Genomic DNA, 14,883 nt, shown 5'->3' with positions numbered 1-14,883 from the left:
CGATGAGAAACGACACTCCCCATGTCCAAGAATTTCGCTAAACGACAAGTGCTTCCCGGCTTCGGGATCACGATGGGCTACACGGTGACCTACCTGAGCCTGATCGTGTTGGTGCCGCTCGCTGCACTCTTTCTGAAATCGGCCGGCCTCGGCTGGGCCGACTTCTGGAAGGCGGTTTCCGGTCCGCGGGTCGTTGCTTCCTACAAGCTGACGTTCGGCGCTTCGCTGGTCGCGGCCGCGGTCAACGCCGTCTTCGGATTCGTCGTCGCTTGGACCCTGGTTCGTTATCAGTTTCCCGGCAAGCGGATCATCGATGCGATGATCGATCTGCCGTTTGCGCTGCCCACCGCCGTGTCGGGCATTGCACTCACCGCCGTTTATTCGTCGCACGGCTGGTTCGGACAGTACCTCGAACCGCTGGGAATTAAGGTCGCCTACACGCCGCTCGGCATTACGCTGGCACTCGTGTTCATCGGGCTGCCGTTCGTCGTGCGAACCCTGCAGCCTGCGCTGGCCGATTTGGAGCGCGAGAGCGAAGAAGCGGCCGCGAGCCTTGGCGCCAATCGGTTCCAGACCTTCACGCGCGTGATCATCCCGACCATTCTCCCCGCGCTGCTGACCGGTTTTGCCCTCTCCTTGGCACGGGCGATCGGGGAGTACGGTTCGGTCGTGTTTATCTCCGGCAACATGCCGATGCGGACCGAAATTACCTCGCTGCTGATCATCTCGAAGCTCGAGCAATACGACACCGCGGGGGCCGCCGCGATTTCGGTGGTCATGCTAACTGTGTCGTTCGGGTTACTGCTGGCCATCAACTTACTGCAACATTTTGCCGGTCGCCGGTTTCAGGGGGCCCTCTAATGGACGCCCCCGCGCTGCCCGTCACGCTCGAATCGCCAGAGTCTTGGCAAGTTGCCGGTCCTCGGCTGCGAACGGCGACCGAAGAGTCAACCTGGGTCCGTTGGCTACTGGTCGGATCGACGCTGCTGTTTCTGACGCTCGTGCTGTTCGTTCCACTAGCGGCGATCTTCGCGGAAGCGTTGCGGAAAGGTTGGGAAGCCTATTTCGCCAGCTTCGACAACGCCAACTTCTGGGCCGCCGTCAGGCTGACCTTTCTCGCCACTGGAATTTCAGTGCCAGCGAACTTGATCTTCGGCGTCGCCGCCTCGTGGGCGATCGCGAAGTTCGACTTTCGCGGCAAGAGTTTGTTGATCACGCTGATTGATCTCCCTTTTGCGGTGTCGCCGGTCGTTTCGGGACTGATTTACGTTTTGTTGTTTGGCATGACCGGATGGCTCGGTCCGTGGCTGGCCACTAACGACATTCAGATCATTTTTGCCGTGCCCGGAATTGTGCTCGCGACAATCTTCGTCACCTTTCCCTTCGTCGCGCGGGAATTGATTCCGCTGATGCAGGAGCAAGGGAGTGAAGAGGAGCAAGCGGCGATTTCGCTCGGCGCCAACGGCTGGCAAACGTTCTTCCGCGTGACGCTGCCCAACGTGAAATGGGCCCTGCTCTACGGCGTGATCCTTAGCACGGCCCGCGCCATGGGCGAGTTCGGCGCCGTGTCAGTCGTGTCAGGACACATTCGCGGCAAGACCAACACGCTGCCGCTGCACATCGAGGTGCTTTACAACGAGTACAACTTCGTCGCGGCGTTTGCCGTGGCGTCGCTGCTGACTTTACTGGCCCTGGTGACGCTTGTGTTGAAGACGACGCTCGAGTGGCGTATCCAACGCGACCTCGAAGAGGCCTCCAGAAGCGTGTAGTTCGTCGCTGCAATTTTGAGCAGCGGACGAGGGACGTTCACGATGGCGAGTTTGCAAACACAACATGCCGTGCTGGCCAGCAAAGCCCCTCAGTCGGGTTCGTTTTTCGACGAACCTGGATCGAACGTCCGCAACAGCAACATTCCATCCCAAAAATCCGAGCGCCAACAGGAGCAGGACAGCACCACCATGAGCATCGACGTTCAGCATATCTCAAAAACTTTCGGCACCTTCCGCGCCCTCGACGACGTCAGCTTGAAGATCAACGACGGCGAATTGGTGGCCCTGCTCGGTCCGTCAGGGTCCGGCAAGACGACGCTGCTCAGAATTATCGCTGGACTCGAAGCTCCCGACCCGAACCCGGGCACGTCGATTCGCTTCTATGACGAAGACGTCTCGCGTCGCGCCGTCGGCGAACGTCAGGTCGGCTTCGTCTTCCAACATTACGCCTTGTTTCGTCACATGACCGTGTTCGAGAATGTCGCCTTCGGGTTGCGGGTGAGACACAAATCGACTCGCCCTTCGAAGGAAGAGATTCGAGACCGCGTCGAACGACTGCTGTCGCTGGTGCAACTGGCCCAGTTCAGCAAACGGTATCCCTCGCAGCTCTCGGGCGGCCAGCGGCAGCGCGTCGCGCTGGCCCGCGCCTTGGCCGTGGAACCCAAAGTGCTGCTCCTCGACGAGCCGTTCGGGGCCCTCGACGCGCAGGTCCGCAAGGGGCTGCGGGCGTGGCTTCGCCGGCTGCACGAGGAGATTCACATCACCAGCGTGCTCGTCACGCACGACCAGGAAGAGGCGCTCGAGGTCGCCGACCGCGTGGTTGTGATGAATAACTCCAAGATCGAACAGGAGGGATCCCCCGACGAGGTCTTCCACAGTGCCAAGACGCAGTTCGTCATGGAGTTCCTCGGTCAAGTGAACGTCTTCCACGGTCGCGTTCAACGCGGCAAGGCGACGCTCGGCGACCTGACCGTCGATTATCCCCACTACAGCGGCGAGCACGAACAGCCCGCCACCGTTTATATGCGGCCTCATGAGTTTGAGATTCGCCGCGCGTCGAATGGCAAGCCAAGCTTTCCGGCCCGCATTACCCGCACTCATTCCGCCGGCGCCGTCGCCCGCGTCTTCCTCGAAACGGAAGACGCCGCGAGCGTGCTGGTGGAACTGCCCCTCGACGAGTTCGCGCAGCTCGCCTTGCAGGAAGGCGAAACCGTTCACTTGTATCCCAAAAACGCCCGCGTCTTCGTACCGAGTGAATCCCAATGAGCCAGACTACCGGACTTCACGCTGCCGCCAATTTTTCACGGAAGACCATTGCCATGAGCCAGGCACCCGCCACGCCGCCCGGCGCCAACGCTAGTCGCCTGCCGACCGACGACGAACTCCGCGAGGTCGCGGCGTCGCTCCGCGGAATGCGGTTCGGCTCAGTGACGATCGTCGTCCAGGACGGCGTCATTATCCAAATCGACAAGACCGAGAAGCGCCGGCTGCGCAACCGCCGTGAAGCGAGCGAAAACGCACAAACTTAATGCTACCTTAACGCTACCCGAATAAAGTTCCATGTTTGCCGCGGGCGACCCTCGCGGCGGGGCGACAGTAGCCCGACCTGCCAGCAGACGCCCGACTCCTCCCCGAGAGGCTCTGCCTGGCCCACGCCACTCCGCTCATACCTACCGGAATCACCGGAGGCTCCTGAGCTCGACGAGAATCCGTCATGCTCGCGCCTTCGTCTTTTATGAAGCGTTCGGCGCTGTACCGAACGCCTTGATCCGGTTTCCTGGCGACTGCAGTAACTGCCGCGAACTCGATCTAGTCGAGCTTCATTCGCGCCACTAATTGCTGACAGTCCTGCAAGTTGGTTAATGAAGTCTCGTATCGAAGCGATTTTTGAAGGACCCACAGAAATGAATCTGGAGTGTTGCAAGACGAGAAGCGTCAGCGGCCCGATAAGGCGGCATGGCGTGGGACTTTTGGGAACGGCATTGCTGTCGGTCTCGCTGGTCGGCTGTGCGGAGGCGAAGCCCGAGCGTACGCCGGTGTTTCCCGCTAAGGGAATCATCACGTTCAAAGGCGAACCGATATCGGGGGCCCTCGTCGCGCTTCACCCGAAGGCGCCGATCGCAGGAACGCCAAACCCCCGGGCAAATGTCGAAAAGGATGGCGCTTTCAAAGTGTCGACCTACGTCACCGCGGACGGCGCGCCCGAGGGCGACTACACCGTCACGGTGCTGTGGTACAAGCCGATCAAGAACGGGCCCGACATCGTCTCCGGACCGAACGTCATTCCGGCAAAGTACGCGAACCCCAACACTTCCGACTTAGTCGTGAGCATCAAACCGGGCGAGAACGATTTGCCCGCCATCGCACTGTAGCGGCTCCACGATCGAACATTCATCCATTTTTTTAAGAGGGAATTCTCATGTCTCGCCAACGTTCAGCGTTTACGCTTGTCGAATTGCTGGTGGTGATCGCCATCATCGGCGTGCTCGTCGCCCTGCTGCTACCGGCCGTACAGGCCGCTCGCGAAGCCGCTCGTCGCGCCCAGTGCATCAACAATCTCAAGCAGGTCGGTCTCACGGTTCAAAACCATCACGATGCACGGAAGAAAGTGCCCGTTAGCGCTCGTCCCGTCGGACTCACCACGGCGCCCCGTATTGCGGCGATCACTCACCTGCTTGATTACATGGAAAATGGCACCATTCGCAAGCAGTTCGACCTGACGAAGAACTGGGGCGACCCGCTCAATCGCACGGCAGTCAACACGCCGCTGCCGACTCTTCACTGCCCTTCCTCGCCGATTGACATCGCCCAACTCGACGGCCTGCCCGAAATCAGCCCGTGGGATCCGGTTGTGTCGTCGCCTACCGACTACTCGCCGACGGTGTGGGTCAGCAAGCGGCTCGCTGACGCCAATCTCGTCGACCTCGTTGGTACGACGAACGTCGACGGCAACTACCCCGGCATTATGGAATATAACAACACGGCGGCAAGCTTCAAAGACGTGACTGATGGACTCTCCAACACGATTCTGTTCGCGGAGTCGGCGGGCCGCCCCTATCTGTTCCGCAAGAGCATTCAGGTCAGCAGCGACCCGGTAGCCGCTCGCGTCAATGGCGGCGGCTGGTGCCGCCCGGCATCCGACATCGTTGTCTTCGGTCTGACGGCGGACGGCGCCACCGATGTCGGAACGACGGCAATTAATGGCGCGAACGGCTTAGATATCGTCGCTTCTAGCTACCCCCATCCGTGGCTCAACACTTTCGGAACCAGTGCCCCCTACGCCTTCCACGCCGGCGGCGCCAATCACCTGTTCGGCGACGGCTCGGTGCGTAACATCAACGAGAGTATCGACATTCGCGAGTACGCCCGACTGGTGACTCGCGCTGGCGAGGAATTGACGCCGAGCCTGCAATAGAGGGAACCAGCAAGAGGGGCCGTAACGGCAGAAGGGGCAGCCGGTTCGTTCGACCCATCCGGAGGCCCGACTTTCCTACCCGGAAGTCGGGCCTTTTTTCATGCGCCGGACGTCCCTGGAGCGTCGGAAGCGCCGGCTAGAGAAAGAACGAGACGCCCCAGTTCGCGATCAGTGCGGCGATCAACGCGCGACCAAACCAGAGGGGCCACCTGCTTTCAGAGATCACGCCCCGGCGCAGTTCGTGCAGACGCCACGTGCGATAGGGAATCTGCAACGCCACCGCGAGCGCCATTAGCCAGCCGAGCCGATGCAGCCGAAACGACTCCGCGAAATCCCCGGCAGCAAGCGCCACAAAGCTGCGCGTCAGCCCGCACCCCGGGCAGGCGACGCCGAACAGCGCCCGGCTGCCGCACAGCGGAGGCAGGGAATCAAATGGCAGCCAAGAAGCGCGGACGCGGCCTTCCGCATTCAGTTGCAGCGCGAACGAGAGCACGATCACCGCGAGGCACACGCCCAGCATCGTCCCATGGTGGTCGCGTAACTGGACCCGCCGTCGAGTCGCGGCGGCTGCGTCATCGTCGGCAATCTCGAAAACAACGGCGGAATCCACGTTGTCGCCGTCTAACGCGGCAATGAGCTCGGCCGGGCGTGATGAGGGGGACGTCACGATTAGCCTGCCGAGAAGATGTGCAAGCATTTCCGACAGCGCACGCGACGGCCGGCCGAACCTTGGCTCACGCGATACTCGGCTCCGCATTGCGGACAGGCAATCAGTACGGTCTCCGTCTCCGTCGTCTTGGGCGACGGCGCCGCTTTGGGCATTGACATCGGCATTGGCGCGGCGACCGGTTGCTCCGCGACAACCGGGAGCACGGCCGGGCGCGAGGGCGGCAACGCTGCGCCGGTCGGCACGGTGGGCTTTTGGAAAAACTCCACAGTCGCCGGCGCCGCCGGCCGCGTCGCGGGCGTTGGCTTAGGGACTGCTGCGACGCGCGCCGCCGCCGCCGGCGTTAGCGTCGTCGGTGGCGGTTCACTGGGCGCAGCGCCCGCCGTGTCTTCCTCCACTAGCAGGCTGACGCGGTCCAACGGCAAGCGATCCTTGTTTTCCTCGACCCACCGCGCCGCTTCGCCGTTGAGCGGGCTCTTCACATTGTAGCTTTGGTACGCCAGCATCTCGCCAATGCGGGCGACAATCGACTGCAGCGATTCCCCCGCGCCCCAATGGTCGCCGACGCAAATCGCGTGCGGAGCGATGTTCGGATGAAATACGGGCGAAAGCATCCGGCACTGGGGCGGCGTCCGCGGATAAGCGAGCGGCAACGCGATTTCCACCAAGTGGCTCTGCACGGGCTGCAATTCGCCGCCGGTCATGCGGATGCTTTTGATCTGCATTTCCAGTTGATAACGCTCGGGAGGGTCCCCTTCGACCTGAATCAGCTTGAGCCGCGGGTGACGACGGACATAGTCGCTCAGCCGGTCGTAGTCGGCTTTCAATCGACGCAGACGCACGGCGCTCATTCGCTTTTCTCCTCACTCGGCGTTGCGTCGTCCGCTGGCTGTCGGTCAGCCGATAGGGCAGGCGCCGCTGAACCATCGTTCTCTTTGCGGGCCGCCTCGACGTCGCTAACCGCAACGGGCGACGCATTCACCTCTTCGATGCCGAACTTCTGGGGAATCAATTCCAACAGGGTGGGAAAGGCGATGGCGAACCCAAGCCCTTCGGCGAAGCGCTTATCGCCGGTCATCGTATTGATGCCGATCAGCTTGCCGTCGACGTCATACAGCCCGCCGCCGCTGTTGCCCGGATTGATCGGCGCTGTGCTTTGCAAAACGCGAAAACTAAAGGCGCCCTGCTCACGGCGGCGGACCTGCGAGATGCTCCCCGACGAGTGAGTCCAACCAAGCCCATGCGGATTGCCGACGGCAAAGACCGCTTCGCCGATGTGCGGCGTCTCCTTGCCGTCCCACACCGCCTCTTGCAGTTCGTCGACGGCCCCGAGCAGCGGCATGACGATGATCGCGAGGTCAACGCCGTGCGGCGCCACCCATTCCACCTTGGCCGGGCCAAACGACTGCTCGACCGTCAACACATTCAAGTCGGCCATGTCCCCGAGATCGGCCTGCGCATCGGCCGCCCCATGATCTTCGCTGAAGTTCTCGTCGACGACGTGACGGTTGGTGACGATGTAGGCGGCGCCGTCGTGAATCTTCAGAATCACGCCAGACCCAAGCCCCTGCCGCCCGATGCCAAAATTCGCTTGAATTAACACGTTCGCCCGCATCGCCCGCGAGATCCGCTCCGGCAACTCGTTGAGCGATTCCGGATCGATCGAAAACTCACTGAGCGCGACAATGCCGCCCCCGACGCTGCCGTAATAGTTCGACAGCGCCACCGACCAGCCGACGACGTCGACCAAGCCGATGAGAATCGCGCCCACCGCCAGCGGCATCCCCTTGCGATTGGCCGTATGACCGACCAGCGCAATGCACGCGACCACGATTGCCACGATGCCAGTCACCAATCCGAACAGTGGAATTCCAATCAGCGCGAGTCCGAAGGCCCACACCGCGACTCGATTCCACCGCGGCGGCGGTTCGGGCGCCGGTTCGTAAACTTTATGCTGAATCGGCGGCGGCAGCGGCGTGGCGGCGGCGAGGTCGGCGTGCGAGACGGTAATCTTTTCCAGCCCGCGCGGTTTCGCATATGTACCTGACCGTGCGCACTCGTAAGAACCGCAGGCGCTGGCCGACTCCCAACAGGCTTGATGATGGACGGCGCCGCACTTGGCGCAAACCGCCGCCACCTCAGCGAGGTGCAATTCGCGGCCGCAATGAGCGCAGAGTGCTCCCGCTTCTCGCTCGCCGGCTAGTCGAAGAATGGGGTTCGTTTCGCTCACGACAAATCTCTACATTCACTCAACGTCGCCCGCCACCCCTGCCGGTCGCAAGGTAGGCCGTCAACTCTTCGCAACAAAAAGGACCAGCATCAGCAGCGTGTAAGCGCATGAAAGCCCCAGCGCCGTCCAACCCATGATCATATACAGCGGCCCGCACTTCGCGAGTTGCCGTCGTTTGGGAATGAGGTAAAACGCCGAAATCAGGGCGATCAGCGGGGCGCAGGCGCCAATCAACGCGACGACGAACAACGCCACGACGCTTTGCCGCATCGAGGAGAGCTGATCTCCTTCGATTGCTTGCACGCGGAGATCGGCGGCCGACATCGGGTCGACCGAACGAAACTCGGTTTGGCAAAAACGGCAGCGCAATGCGATCGACTTGATAGTCTCGCCGCACGCCGGGCAACGCTTCGTATCTCCCCAAGCCGTTAATGGCGCCGGCGCCGATTGCTCCGACTTGTCCACCGCGGGCGCCTGTTTGCAGCCGAACGTTCCGCACCCGCCAATCTCGGCCCAGCACTCGCGATGATGGATCAAATCGCAACCCGGGCAGGTGACGCATGGTTCGCCAGCGGCGATGGGCGACTGACAGATCGGGCAGATCGACGCATGTCCTGCGGAGACGGAAGTCGTCGCCAATACCAGCGAGTCGACCGTTAGCGCCAGTGGAGTTTTGCATTGCGGGCAGCGAAACGCCCGGCTTGCCGATTCGGCCGGCAGCCGGACTTTCGCTCCGCAGTCGCACGTGATGATCTTCTCCGACATCGTCGTCCCGCCGTCCCTCACGCCTTTGCGACGCCTTGAGCTATCTGCCCGCACCGCCGATTGCTGCCAATACCTGAATGATCAACCAAAACCCCTGGACTGCCAGCGAAACGAGCAACATCTTCTTGCCCTTCGGCTTACCTTGGATCATCCAAATGATGCCGGCGATGCAACCGATGCCTGAGCAGAGAATCGCAACGACCCAATCGCCCGTAGTCATGTCGGCGCCCTCGCCGGTGGCTTGTCGCGCTTTTTGCTCCTGTTTCTTCAGGACGGGATCAAACACCTCGCCGCAAAAACGGCACTTCACGGCGTCGCGAACGATCATTTCACCGCAGGCGGGGCACGGTTTCCGATCGCTGGCCGCGGGAGTCGCCGGTCCGTTCGAAAGCTCCTCGTCAGAAAAGCCAGCCAGCGGGTTGTGCTCCGCTTCGAGAGCGTACTCATCATCGGCCGGCGCCGGCGGCGCGGCCGGAATTTCGATGATCCCTCCACACTTGGGGCACTTGGCCCGCTTGCCGGCCGAGGAGTCGGCGGTCTTCAGCGTGGTCTGGCAACTCGGGCAAGTAACTTGAATCGGCACGGTTTGGGTCTCCGGCGGCGATGGGAATTTGGGCGGCTCTGATCAACGTAGTCAAACAGATCGACGAAGCCTGGGAGCTGAATAGGCTCTAGGCGGATGACTCTTTCACAGAAAACTCAAGCACTGTTTTGCCGAGTACGATCTTGTCGCCGTCACGAAGAACTGTGCGTGTGACGGGTATTCCATTCACATAGGTGCCGTCGGGGGTGTTGCAATCCTCGATCTCGAAACGGCCGCCCCGATTGGTGATCAGCGCATGCCGCGGCTCGATGGCGTCGTCTTTGAAGAGATAGATATCGGCCTTCGGCGAGCTGCCGAGAACCGTCGTATCCTTGAACATGATGAACTGCTTGCCGGCGAGCGGACCTTTGCGCATGAGCAACCATGCCGTCTTTGTCCAGCCCTCGACCAGACCAACGAACAAGCCGACGAACAGCCCAATGGTGGCGAATCCGACCGCGCGACTATACGTGGCCTGACCGTCGTCAGCAATCAACACGAGCGAGATCGGATCGAAGAGCAGACCGCCAATGAGTCCGCCTAATACGCCGCCCACCAAACCATTGATCATCACCTTCTTCTCACGCAGGGCGATTCCCTGCCCGATGCCAGCGGGAATGCCTGCGACCGCCCAGGCGGCGCCGCGCCCCATCATTAGCACCAGCAGCGCCAATCCCGTCGGCATCTCCCCTTCACTAGGATTCTCCCACAAGCTCATGGCAATGCCCGCCATCACGGCGAACAAAATACCCGCGGGGATGATCGTCAGCAGCCCGCCGACGAAGCCGATGCCAAGTCCCACGGCGCCGCAGCGCACCGCACGAAGCGGATTGCGGCAAATAATCCCCTCCGCAGCTCCCAGAAAAAGCCCGATTCCAGCGGCGACGATCGGAAAGATCAGCAGGCCAATGACGTCGGCCTCCTCTTCAATCGTCGAAGTGTCGTCGTACCACGGTTCGAGGCAGGCCCAGCCGACGAGCCCGCCCACCGCTGAAGCGACCGAGAGATAAAACCAATTCGCGTAAATCACGCGAATCAGCCACGGCTGGCGACCGATCTCGCCCACGTCGCGCTGCAGATAACGCTGCATTTCGACGTAGTCGCTAATCTCTGGACGCTGCAGATCGGCAGTCGTGATGCGAATCGGATCGGCCATGGCGGACCTGCGTTGAACCGGTGAATCAGAATCTCTGGGCAGCGTCGTTGGCGCGCCGACTACTTCGACGGAGTGTTCTCGGCGGCGGGTTTGGCGTCAGCCGCCGGTTTTGCGGGCAGAGGGTCGACCGGCTTGTCGGGCGGGAGGGCCGCTGGACCCGTTGCCGCCGGCTCCTTCGGCTTCGCTGACGTCGCGGAAGCGCCTTGCTGCGTCAACATTTCCGCCGCCTCGGCCTGCTTCTGCAGAATAAACTTCGCCAGGGCGACTCGTTCTTCGGCGGACAGCGCAAATTGAGATTGCACGTCCGCAAGCATCCGCTCCGTCGTCGCGAGGCTATCGGCGATCGTTTGCTGCTGCTCCAGGGCCGTAGCCGCCTCTTCTTCCGAAAGCGTGGCGTTCGGCGCCGGCAGTTTTTTGGTTTCAGCGCCGATCGCCTGCAAGTTCCTCCGCACTTTGGCAAGGCTTGGATCGAGGCCATCTTTCAGAATCTTTGTCACGCCGAAGTGAGCGACCGTCCCTTCGACCAACCGTTCCTGCTCCCAGCGCGTACGCGCCCCCGCGAGCATATAGCCCAGCAAGAAGAGCGCCAGCCATGCCAACAGATTCGTCGTGGCGCCGAACGAGGAACGATCGATCGAAGTCGGCGCCCCATCTGGCGCCTCGCCGGCACGGCTTACTGAAACTCCGCCCGCGCGCGCTGCAGCTTCACGCGCCGGATTGCGCTGGCTCGCCTCAACCGTGCGAATCTGCGACCCGACCCAGTAGTGCGACATCGGCGTTGGTTTGCCCGCTTGCCAGTCGAACACCCCTTCCAGATCACGCACGGGATCGACAACGTACGCCACCTGTCCCGCTCCCGAAAAGAAGTGTTCGTGGATGAAGCAGTCGCGGTCCGAAAGAAAGATGCCGAAATCCGGGTGCGAGTGATACCAGCCAATGATCCGCTTGTCGACGAACTTCGTGTCCATCTGCTGATTGATCTGCGCCCACGACTCATGCGTGAACGTCACCTCGGCGAACTTGCTCGAAGCGCTGTCGCAGCGAATGTAATCGGTCACTTCAGCGAAGGGGCCCAACTCGTCGCGACCCCAACGGCCGACAAGCACCCCGCAAATCTCCACCGATGCGTCTTCCTTCGCATGCGCCTGGATGCCGCGGTGCACGTCGGGGTCGAGGAACAGCCGAAACGGCGCCCTGTACTCGACCGGAAACTTCGCGGTCGCGAGTTCCTCGCGGGCCAAATCGCTGACGTCGATGGTGCTCATGCTGGGCTCTCCTCGCGCAACAGCGAACCGAGCAGTTCGGCCCGGTCGCCGGCAAACTCGTAGTGCATCTGTCGCTCGCCGATCCGTGCTCCGATGACGTCCCACGCCGGCACGCCAAGCTCCGCCAGCGTCCGTTCCGCCAAGGGCGAATCAGCGGCGAGCGTATGATACATGCCCGGTGCGCTGGGCGCCCCGCATTTCGGACAAACTGCGTCGCGTTCGGTCACCTTGCCTAGTGACGCCAAGTGGGCCCAGGATTGGTCGCACGCCGGGCAGGTGAGCGTCGCCAACAGGTCATGGTTGAACTCCAAGATCGCGCCTGGGCCAAGGTCGGCCGCCGCCCGCGCCAATAGCTCCCCAGCCCTCGTCGCAGCCACGCTCCAAGGCAACTCGACCACCGGCTCGATCGCCTCATGGCTGGGGCACTCGTCGAGCCGCGTGTAATTGACCACGTAACTTTGATGATACGTGCCGTCGAAGACGAACCCTTGCCCCGACAACGTTTCCAGGCCGTGGAGCATTTTCACGGCTTCCTGCACCTGGATCCCCGCCACTACCGACGAGGTCGTCGGCGTCGTCGGCACCTTGCCCGTTTCCATCTCGGCCCGCGTCAGCAGCGCGCAACTCCGCCGCGCCTCGAGCATTTTCCAATCGATCTCGCTCATCGTGCATTCGTAGCACGGACCGACCGCCGGGTCGAACACGCGTGCCACGCCGTCGAGGCGCTCGATGGCCCCGTCGATCCACGGTTTGCCGACCTTCGCCGCGGCGCGATTGATCGCCACCCGAGCTTCGCGGTTGTCGAGCCCGCCCAGAATGACGTCCGCCCAGCGATAGGGCCCCAGCCCGAGGTCGTAGACGACGTTCGCGTGGAGCGGCTCGATCCGTAGCTGCGGATAAATCTCCTTGGCGCGCTCCGCCGCGGCGTCGGCCTTGCGGCGGCCGCAATCGCGTTCGCGATAGAGCACCGACCGCGACAAGTTCGAATGCTCTATCTTGTCGAAGTCGACCACCAGAATCTGGCCGATTCCCAACAGCGCGAGATTCTTGATGATCTCATTGCCCAGCGCCCCGGCGCCGATGACCAGGGCCTTGGCGTTGGCCAATCGCCGCTGGTCCCACCAACCGATCAGTTCGAACCGAGAGAAGCGCCCCTCGCTCGCTAGCGGGTCGATACGAAGCGCTTCGCTCATGTTCTCCGTCGCTCCTAGAACGAACCGCGCTGTGACTCCGCAGCGATAATCGCGGCCAGCACGCAAACCCACAGCACGCAAAAGAATCCGCCCGAGATGATGCCGAACCAGGCCCGTCCCTTGCCCGCGAGTTCGGGATCCTCGCCAATCGCCTTGAGTGCGAGGATTCCGCAGATAATGCCCAAGAATCCAAACAAGATGCCGACGACCGGGAACATTGCCAGCAAGCCAAGGTATCCGGCCGCGATTGCCGAGGCCGGCCGCCCCACCGGCATCAGCATGCGGTCGGTCGCCGACGAAGTTCCCGCCCGATTCGCTGGCGACCAGGCGTTTGCCGCCGCCAGCTTCGGGTCGAGGTACGACCGGCAGTAGCGGCACTTCTTCGCCACCGCCATGATCGTCTCGCCGCAGAAGGGACAGGATTTCGCCTCCGCCAGTGGCGTCGCTTCGGGGGAGTTCGAGTCAGGTTGCAATCGTCGGCCCTCTGCGGCTGCCAGCGGTGATTTCAGGCTGAAGACGCAAGATATCGCCTTCCTTGACGTTGGCCGACGTCAGTGTGTCCGTATCGAGCAGCTGCCGCCCCGAGCTCTTGTGATGAAACTTGTAGCTCATCATCTGTCCGTCGGGGCTGTGCCGCGGCAGATTCATCCGCTCGATCAGCACGGCGATCAGCCGATTGACCTCGGCGTCGGTCGGCGCCTCGACCAGTTGCCGCTTGTTGCCCGTGGCGTCCCAAACCTCAATCTTGATCTCATTCATGTCGAGCGGCGCACGTCAAAACCGGTGAAGCGGACCTTGAAGCGGCGTGTACTATAGCCGCCGAGCACTCAGGAACCTAGAGAAGCTTACCGATTTGCGCAGCCAGCCCGCAGCCGACCTGCGCGATTGCCAATCTTCTTGCTGGTTTTTGAGCGTTGATGCATGCCGTTGCCGGGGCGCTCCGGCAATAAATGCTTGCCGACGCCGCGTTGCTCCCGAGGGTCCTTCCTCGGTACCATGGACGAAGATCGTCGTCGATTTCTCTCGGAACAGCAGCGCAATTGCATCGAAAATCTGTATGGAGCATACTCCTCCCGACATTGTTTCACTGAGCGACGCCCGCGGGACGTCGATTGACCCCGCCGCTCCCCACCGTCGCCGACTGAGAAGACGCATGGCAGGCTGGTTTTTGCTGTTGCTGCTCGGTTGGCTCGGCCTCGCCTACCTGCTGCTCCCCCTCGTCTGGAAAGTGGCTGAATCACGGCATCCTGCGCTCAACGATCTGCCGAACGTCACTCGCGCCGCCGACAACGTGCCGGGCGACCCCCTCAACGTCAGCCTGATCGGGACCGAAAACGACCTCATCAAGGGCCTGGCAGCGGCCCAGTGGCTCGAAGCGAAGCCGCTCTCCCTCAGCACCGATTTGAAGATCGCCGAGGCGACCGTGCTCAAGCGGCCCGACGATCAGGCGCCGGTTAGCAGCCTTTATCTGTTCGGTCGCAAGGAGGACCTGGCGTTCGAGAAGCAGGTCGGCGACGATCCGCGGCAGCGGCACCATGTGCGCTTTTGGAAGACCGACAAGATTGATCCCGACGGTCGGCCCGTATGGATCGGCTCGGCGGCGTTCGACAAGGGAGTTGGGCTTAGCCACCGCACGGGGCAAATCACTCACCACATCGACGGCAACGTCGACCAGGAGCGCGATACGCTCTTCGTCGACCTGAACGAAGCCGGCGTGCTGAGCGACGAATACATCGTCGAGCACTTCCACAAGACGCTCTCAGGCCGCAACGGCGGCGGCGACGAGTGGCACACCGACGGCAATCTCTACGTCGGCGTGCTCATCCACGAATAGCGGGTC

General features: G+C 62.1%; 17 protein-coding genes. 7 read left to right on the top strand and 10 right to left on the bottom strand.

All coding sequences use genetic code 11. The features are described from left to right. Nucleotides 1–21: 21 nt before the first annotated feature. The 6 genes from cysT (at nt 22) to I41_RS18350 (ending at nt 5,184) form a co-directional block, all read left to right on the top strand. On the top strand, nt 22–861 hold the full coding sequence (gene cysT / locus I41_RS18375; protein WP_145434373.1) for a sulfate ABC transporter permease subunit CysT: 840 nt from the start codon (nt 22–24) through the stop codon (nt 859–861). Continuing rightward, entirely contained in the window at nt 861–1,769 is a 909-nt protein-coding gene (cysW, locus tag I41_RS18370; RefSeq protein WP_145434372.1) for a sulfate ABC transporter permease subunit CysW, read from the top strand. Before cysT ends, cysW begins: the two co-directional genes overlap by 1 nt. Before the next feature lie 42 nt (nt 1,770–1,811). Further along, nucleotides 1,812–3,035: a sulfate/molybdate ABC transporter ATP-binding protein gene (locus I41_RS18365; protein WP_246133697.1), complete on the top strand. Its 1,224-nt coding sequence runs from the start codon at nt 1,812–1,814 to the stop codon at nt 3,033–3,035. Between the two features lie 53 nt (nt 3,036–3,088). Then, a complete protein-coding gene (locus tag I41_RS18360) occupies nt 3,089–3,298 on the top strand; it encodes a YezD family protein (RefSeq protein WP_145434370.1) in 210 nt (69 codons plus the stop codon). Between the two features lie 375 nt (nt 3,299–3,673). Continuing rightward, nucleotides 3,674–4,141, top strand: a complete 468-nt coding sequence (locus I41_RS18355; protein WP_145434368.1) for a hypothetical protein — start codon at nt 3,674–3,676, stop codon at nt 4,139–4,141. Between the two features lie 47 nt (nt 4,142–4,188). Continuing rightward, nucleotides 4,189–5,184: a DUF1559 family PulG-like putative transporter gene (locus I41_RS18350; protein WP_145434366.1), complete on the top strand. Its 996-nt coding sequence runs from the start codon at nt 4,189–4,191 to the stop codon at nt 5,182–5,184. A gap of 136 nt (nt 5,185–5,320) precedes the next feature. Here the strand turns inward: I41_RS18350 and I41_RS18345 are convergent, their stop codons facing one another. The 10 genes from I41_RS18345 to I41_RS18300 form a co-directional block, all read right to left on the bottom strand. Beyond that, nucleotides 5,321–5,704 (bottom strand): DUF2752 domain-containing protein, encoded by a 384-nt coding sequence (locus I41_RS18345; RefSeq protein WP_145434364.1) that lies wholly within the window; start codon nt 5,702–5,704, stop codon nt 5,321–5,323. A 149-nt stretch (nt 5,705–5,853) separates the two neighbouring features. Further along, nucleotides 5,854–6,702, bottom strand: coding sequence for a ubiquitin-conjugating enzyme E2 (locus I41_RS18340; RefSeq protein ID WP_145434362.1), 849 nt, complete (start codon nt 6,700–6,702; stop codon nt 5,854–5,856). After that, entirely contained in the window at nt 6,699–8,081 is a 1,383-nt protein-coding gene (locus tag I41_RS18335; RefSeq protein WP_145434360.1) for a trypsin-like peptidase domain-containing protein, read from the bottom strand. Before I41_RS18335 ends, I41_RS18340 begins: the two co-directional genes overlap by 4 nt. Nucleotides 8,082–8,141: 60 nt before the next feature. Beyond that, nucleotides 8,142–8,846 (bottom strand): RING finger protein, encoded by a 705-nt coding sequence (locus I41_RS18330; RefSeq protein ID WP_145434359.1) that lies wholly within the window; start codon nt 8,844–8,846, stop codon nt 8,142–8,144. 40 nt (nt 8,847–8,886) lie between these two features. Next, nucleotides 8,887–9,429, bottom strand: coding sequence for a TFIIB-type zinc ribbon-containing protein (locus I41_RS18325; protein ID WP_145434357.1), 543 nt, complete (start codon nt 9,427–9,429; stop codon nt 8,887–8,889). Nucleotides 9,430–9,517: 88 nt separating this feature from the next. Next, complete coding sequence (locus I41_RS18320) at nt 9,518–10,585, bottom strand: FHA domain-containing protein (RefSeq protein WP_145434355.1); 1,068 nt, start codon at nt 10,583–10,585, stop codon at nt 9,518–9,520. 59 nt (nt 10,586–10,644) lie between these two features. Then, a complete protein-coding gene (locus I41_RS18315) occupies nt 10,645–11,850 on the bottom strand; it encodes a Mov34/MPN/PAD-1 family protein (protein WP_145434353.1) in 1,206 nt (401 codons plus the stop codon). Further along, the gene (locus I41_RS18310) at nt 11,847–13,043 is read right to left on the bottom strand and encodes a HesA/MoeB/ThiF family protein (RefSeq protein WP_145434351.1); all 1,197 of its coding nucleotides are present in this window, start codon (nt 13,041–13,043) and stop codon (nt 11,847–11,849) included. The genes I41_RS18315 and I41_RS18310 overlap by 4 nt, the downstream gene beginning before the upstream one ends. A gap of 14 nt (nt 13,044–13,057) precedes the next feature. After that, the gene (locus I41_RS18305; RefSeq protein ID WP_145434349.1) at nt 13,058–13,516 is read right to left on the bottom strand and encodes a DUF4190 domain-containing protein; all 459 of its coding nucleotides are present in this window, start codon (nt 13,514–13,516) and stop codon (nt 13,058–13,060) included. Beyond that, nucleotides 13,506–13,802: an EsaB/YukD family protein gene (locus I41_RS18300; protein WP_145434348.1), complete on the bottom strand. Its 297-nt coding sequence runs from the start codon at nt 13,800–13,802 to the stop codon at nt 13,506–13,508. Before I41_RS18300 ends, I41_RS18305 begins: the two co-directional genes overlap by 11 nt. Nucleotides 13,803–14,100: 298 nt before the next feature. Here I41_RS18300 and I41_RS18295 point away from each other — a divergent pair, with 298 nt between their 5' ends. Continuing rightward, nucleotides 14,101–14,877 (top strand): LssY C-terminal domain-containing protein, encoded by a 777-nt coding sequence (locus I41_RS18295; RefSeq protein WP_145434347.1) that lies wholly within the window; start codon nt 14,101–14,103, stop codon nt 14,875–14,877. Nucleotides 14,878–14,883 lie beyond the last annotated feature (6 nt).

It is taken from the genome of Lacipirellula limnantheis (genome assembly GCF_007746075.1).
Lineage (GTDB): Bacteria > Planctomycetota > Planctomycetia > Pirellulales > Lacipirellulaceae > Lacipirellula > Lacipirellula limnantheis.
This window is presented reverse-complemented; position numbering and strand designations above follow the sequence as displayed.

Coding starts and splice junctions, on each gene's coding strand:
- cysT (WP_145434373.1), top strand. CDS start 22: ATGTCCAAGAATTTCGCTAAACGACAAGTGCTTCCCGGCTTCGGGATC.
- cysW (WP_145434372.1), top strand. CDS start 861: ATGGACGCCCCCGCGCTGCCCGTCACGCTCGAATCGCCAGAGTCTTGG.
- I41_RS18365 (WP_246133697.1), top strand. CDS start 1,812: ATGGCGAGTTTGCAAACACAACATGCCGTGCTGGCCAGCAAAGCCCCT.
- I41_RS18360 (WP_145434370.1), top strand. CDS start 3,089: ATGAGCCAGGCACCCGCCACGCCGCCCGGCGCCAACGCTAGTCGCCTG.
- I41_RS18355 (WP_145434368.1), top strand. CDS start 3,674: ATGAATCTGGAGTGTTGCAAGACGAGAAGCGTCAGCGGCCCGATAAGG.
- I41_RS18350 (WP_145434366.1), top strand. CDS start 4,189: ATGTCTCGCCAACGTTCAGCGTTTACGCTTGTCGAATTGCTGGTGGTG.
- I41_RS18345 (WP_145434364.1), bottom strand. CDS start 5,704: ATGCTGGGCGTGTGCCTCGCGGTGATCGTGCTCTCGTTCGCGCTGCAA.
- I41_RS18340 (WP_145434362.1), bottom strand. CDS start 6,702: ATGAGCGCCGTGCGTCTGCGTCGATTGAAAGCCGACTACGACCGGCTG.
- I41_RS18330 (WP_145434359.1), bottom strand. CDS start 8,846: ATGTCGGAGAAGATCATCACGTGCGACTGCGGAGCGAAAGTCCGGCTG.
- I41_RS18320 (WP_145434355.1), bottom strand. CDS start 10,585: ATGGCCGATCCGATTCGCATCACGACTGCCGATCTGCAGCGTCCAGAG.
- I41_RS18315 (WP_145434353.1), bottom strand. CDS start 11,850: ATGAGCACCATCGACGTCAGCGATTTGGCCCGCGAGGAACTCGCGACC.
- I41_RS18310 (WP_145434351.1), bottom strand. CDS start 13,043: ATGAGCGAAGCGCTTCGTATCGACCCGCTAGCGAGCGAGGGGCGCTTC.
- I41_RS18300 (WP_145434348.1), bottom strand. CDS start 13,802: ATGAATGAGATCAAGATTGAGGTTTGGGACGCCACGGGCAACAAGCGG.
- I41_RS18295 (WP_145434347.1), top strand. CDS start 14,101: ATGGAGCATACTCCTCCCGACATTGTTTCACTGAGCGACGCCCGCGGG.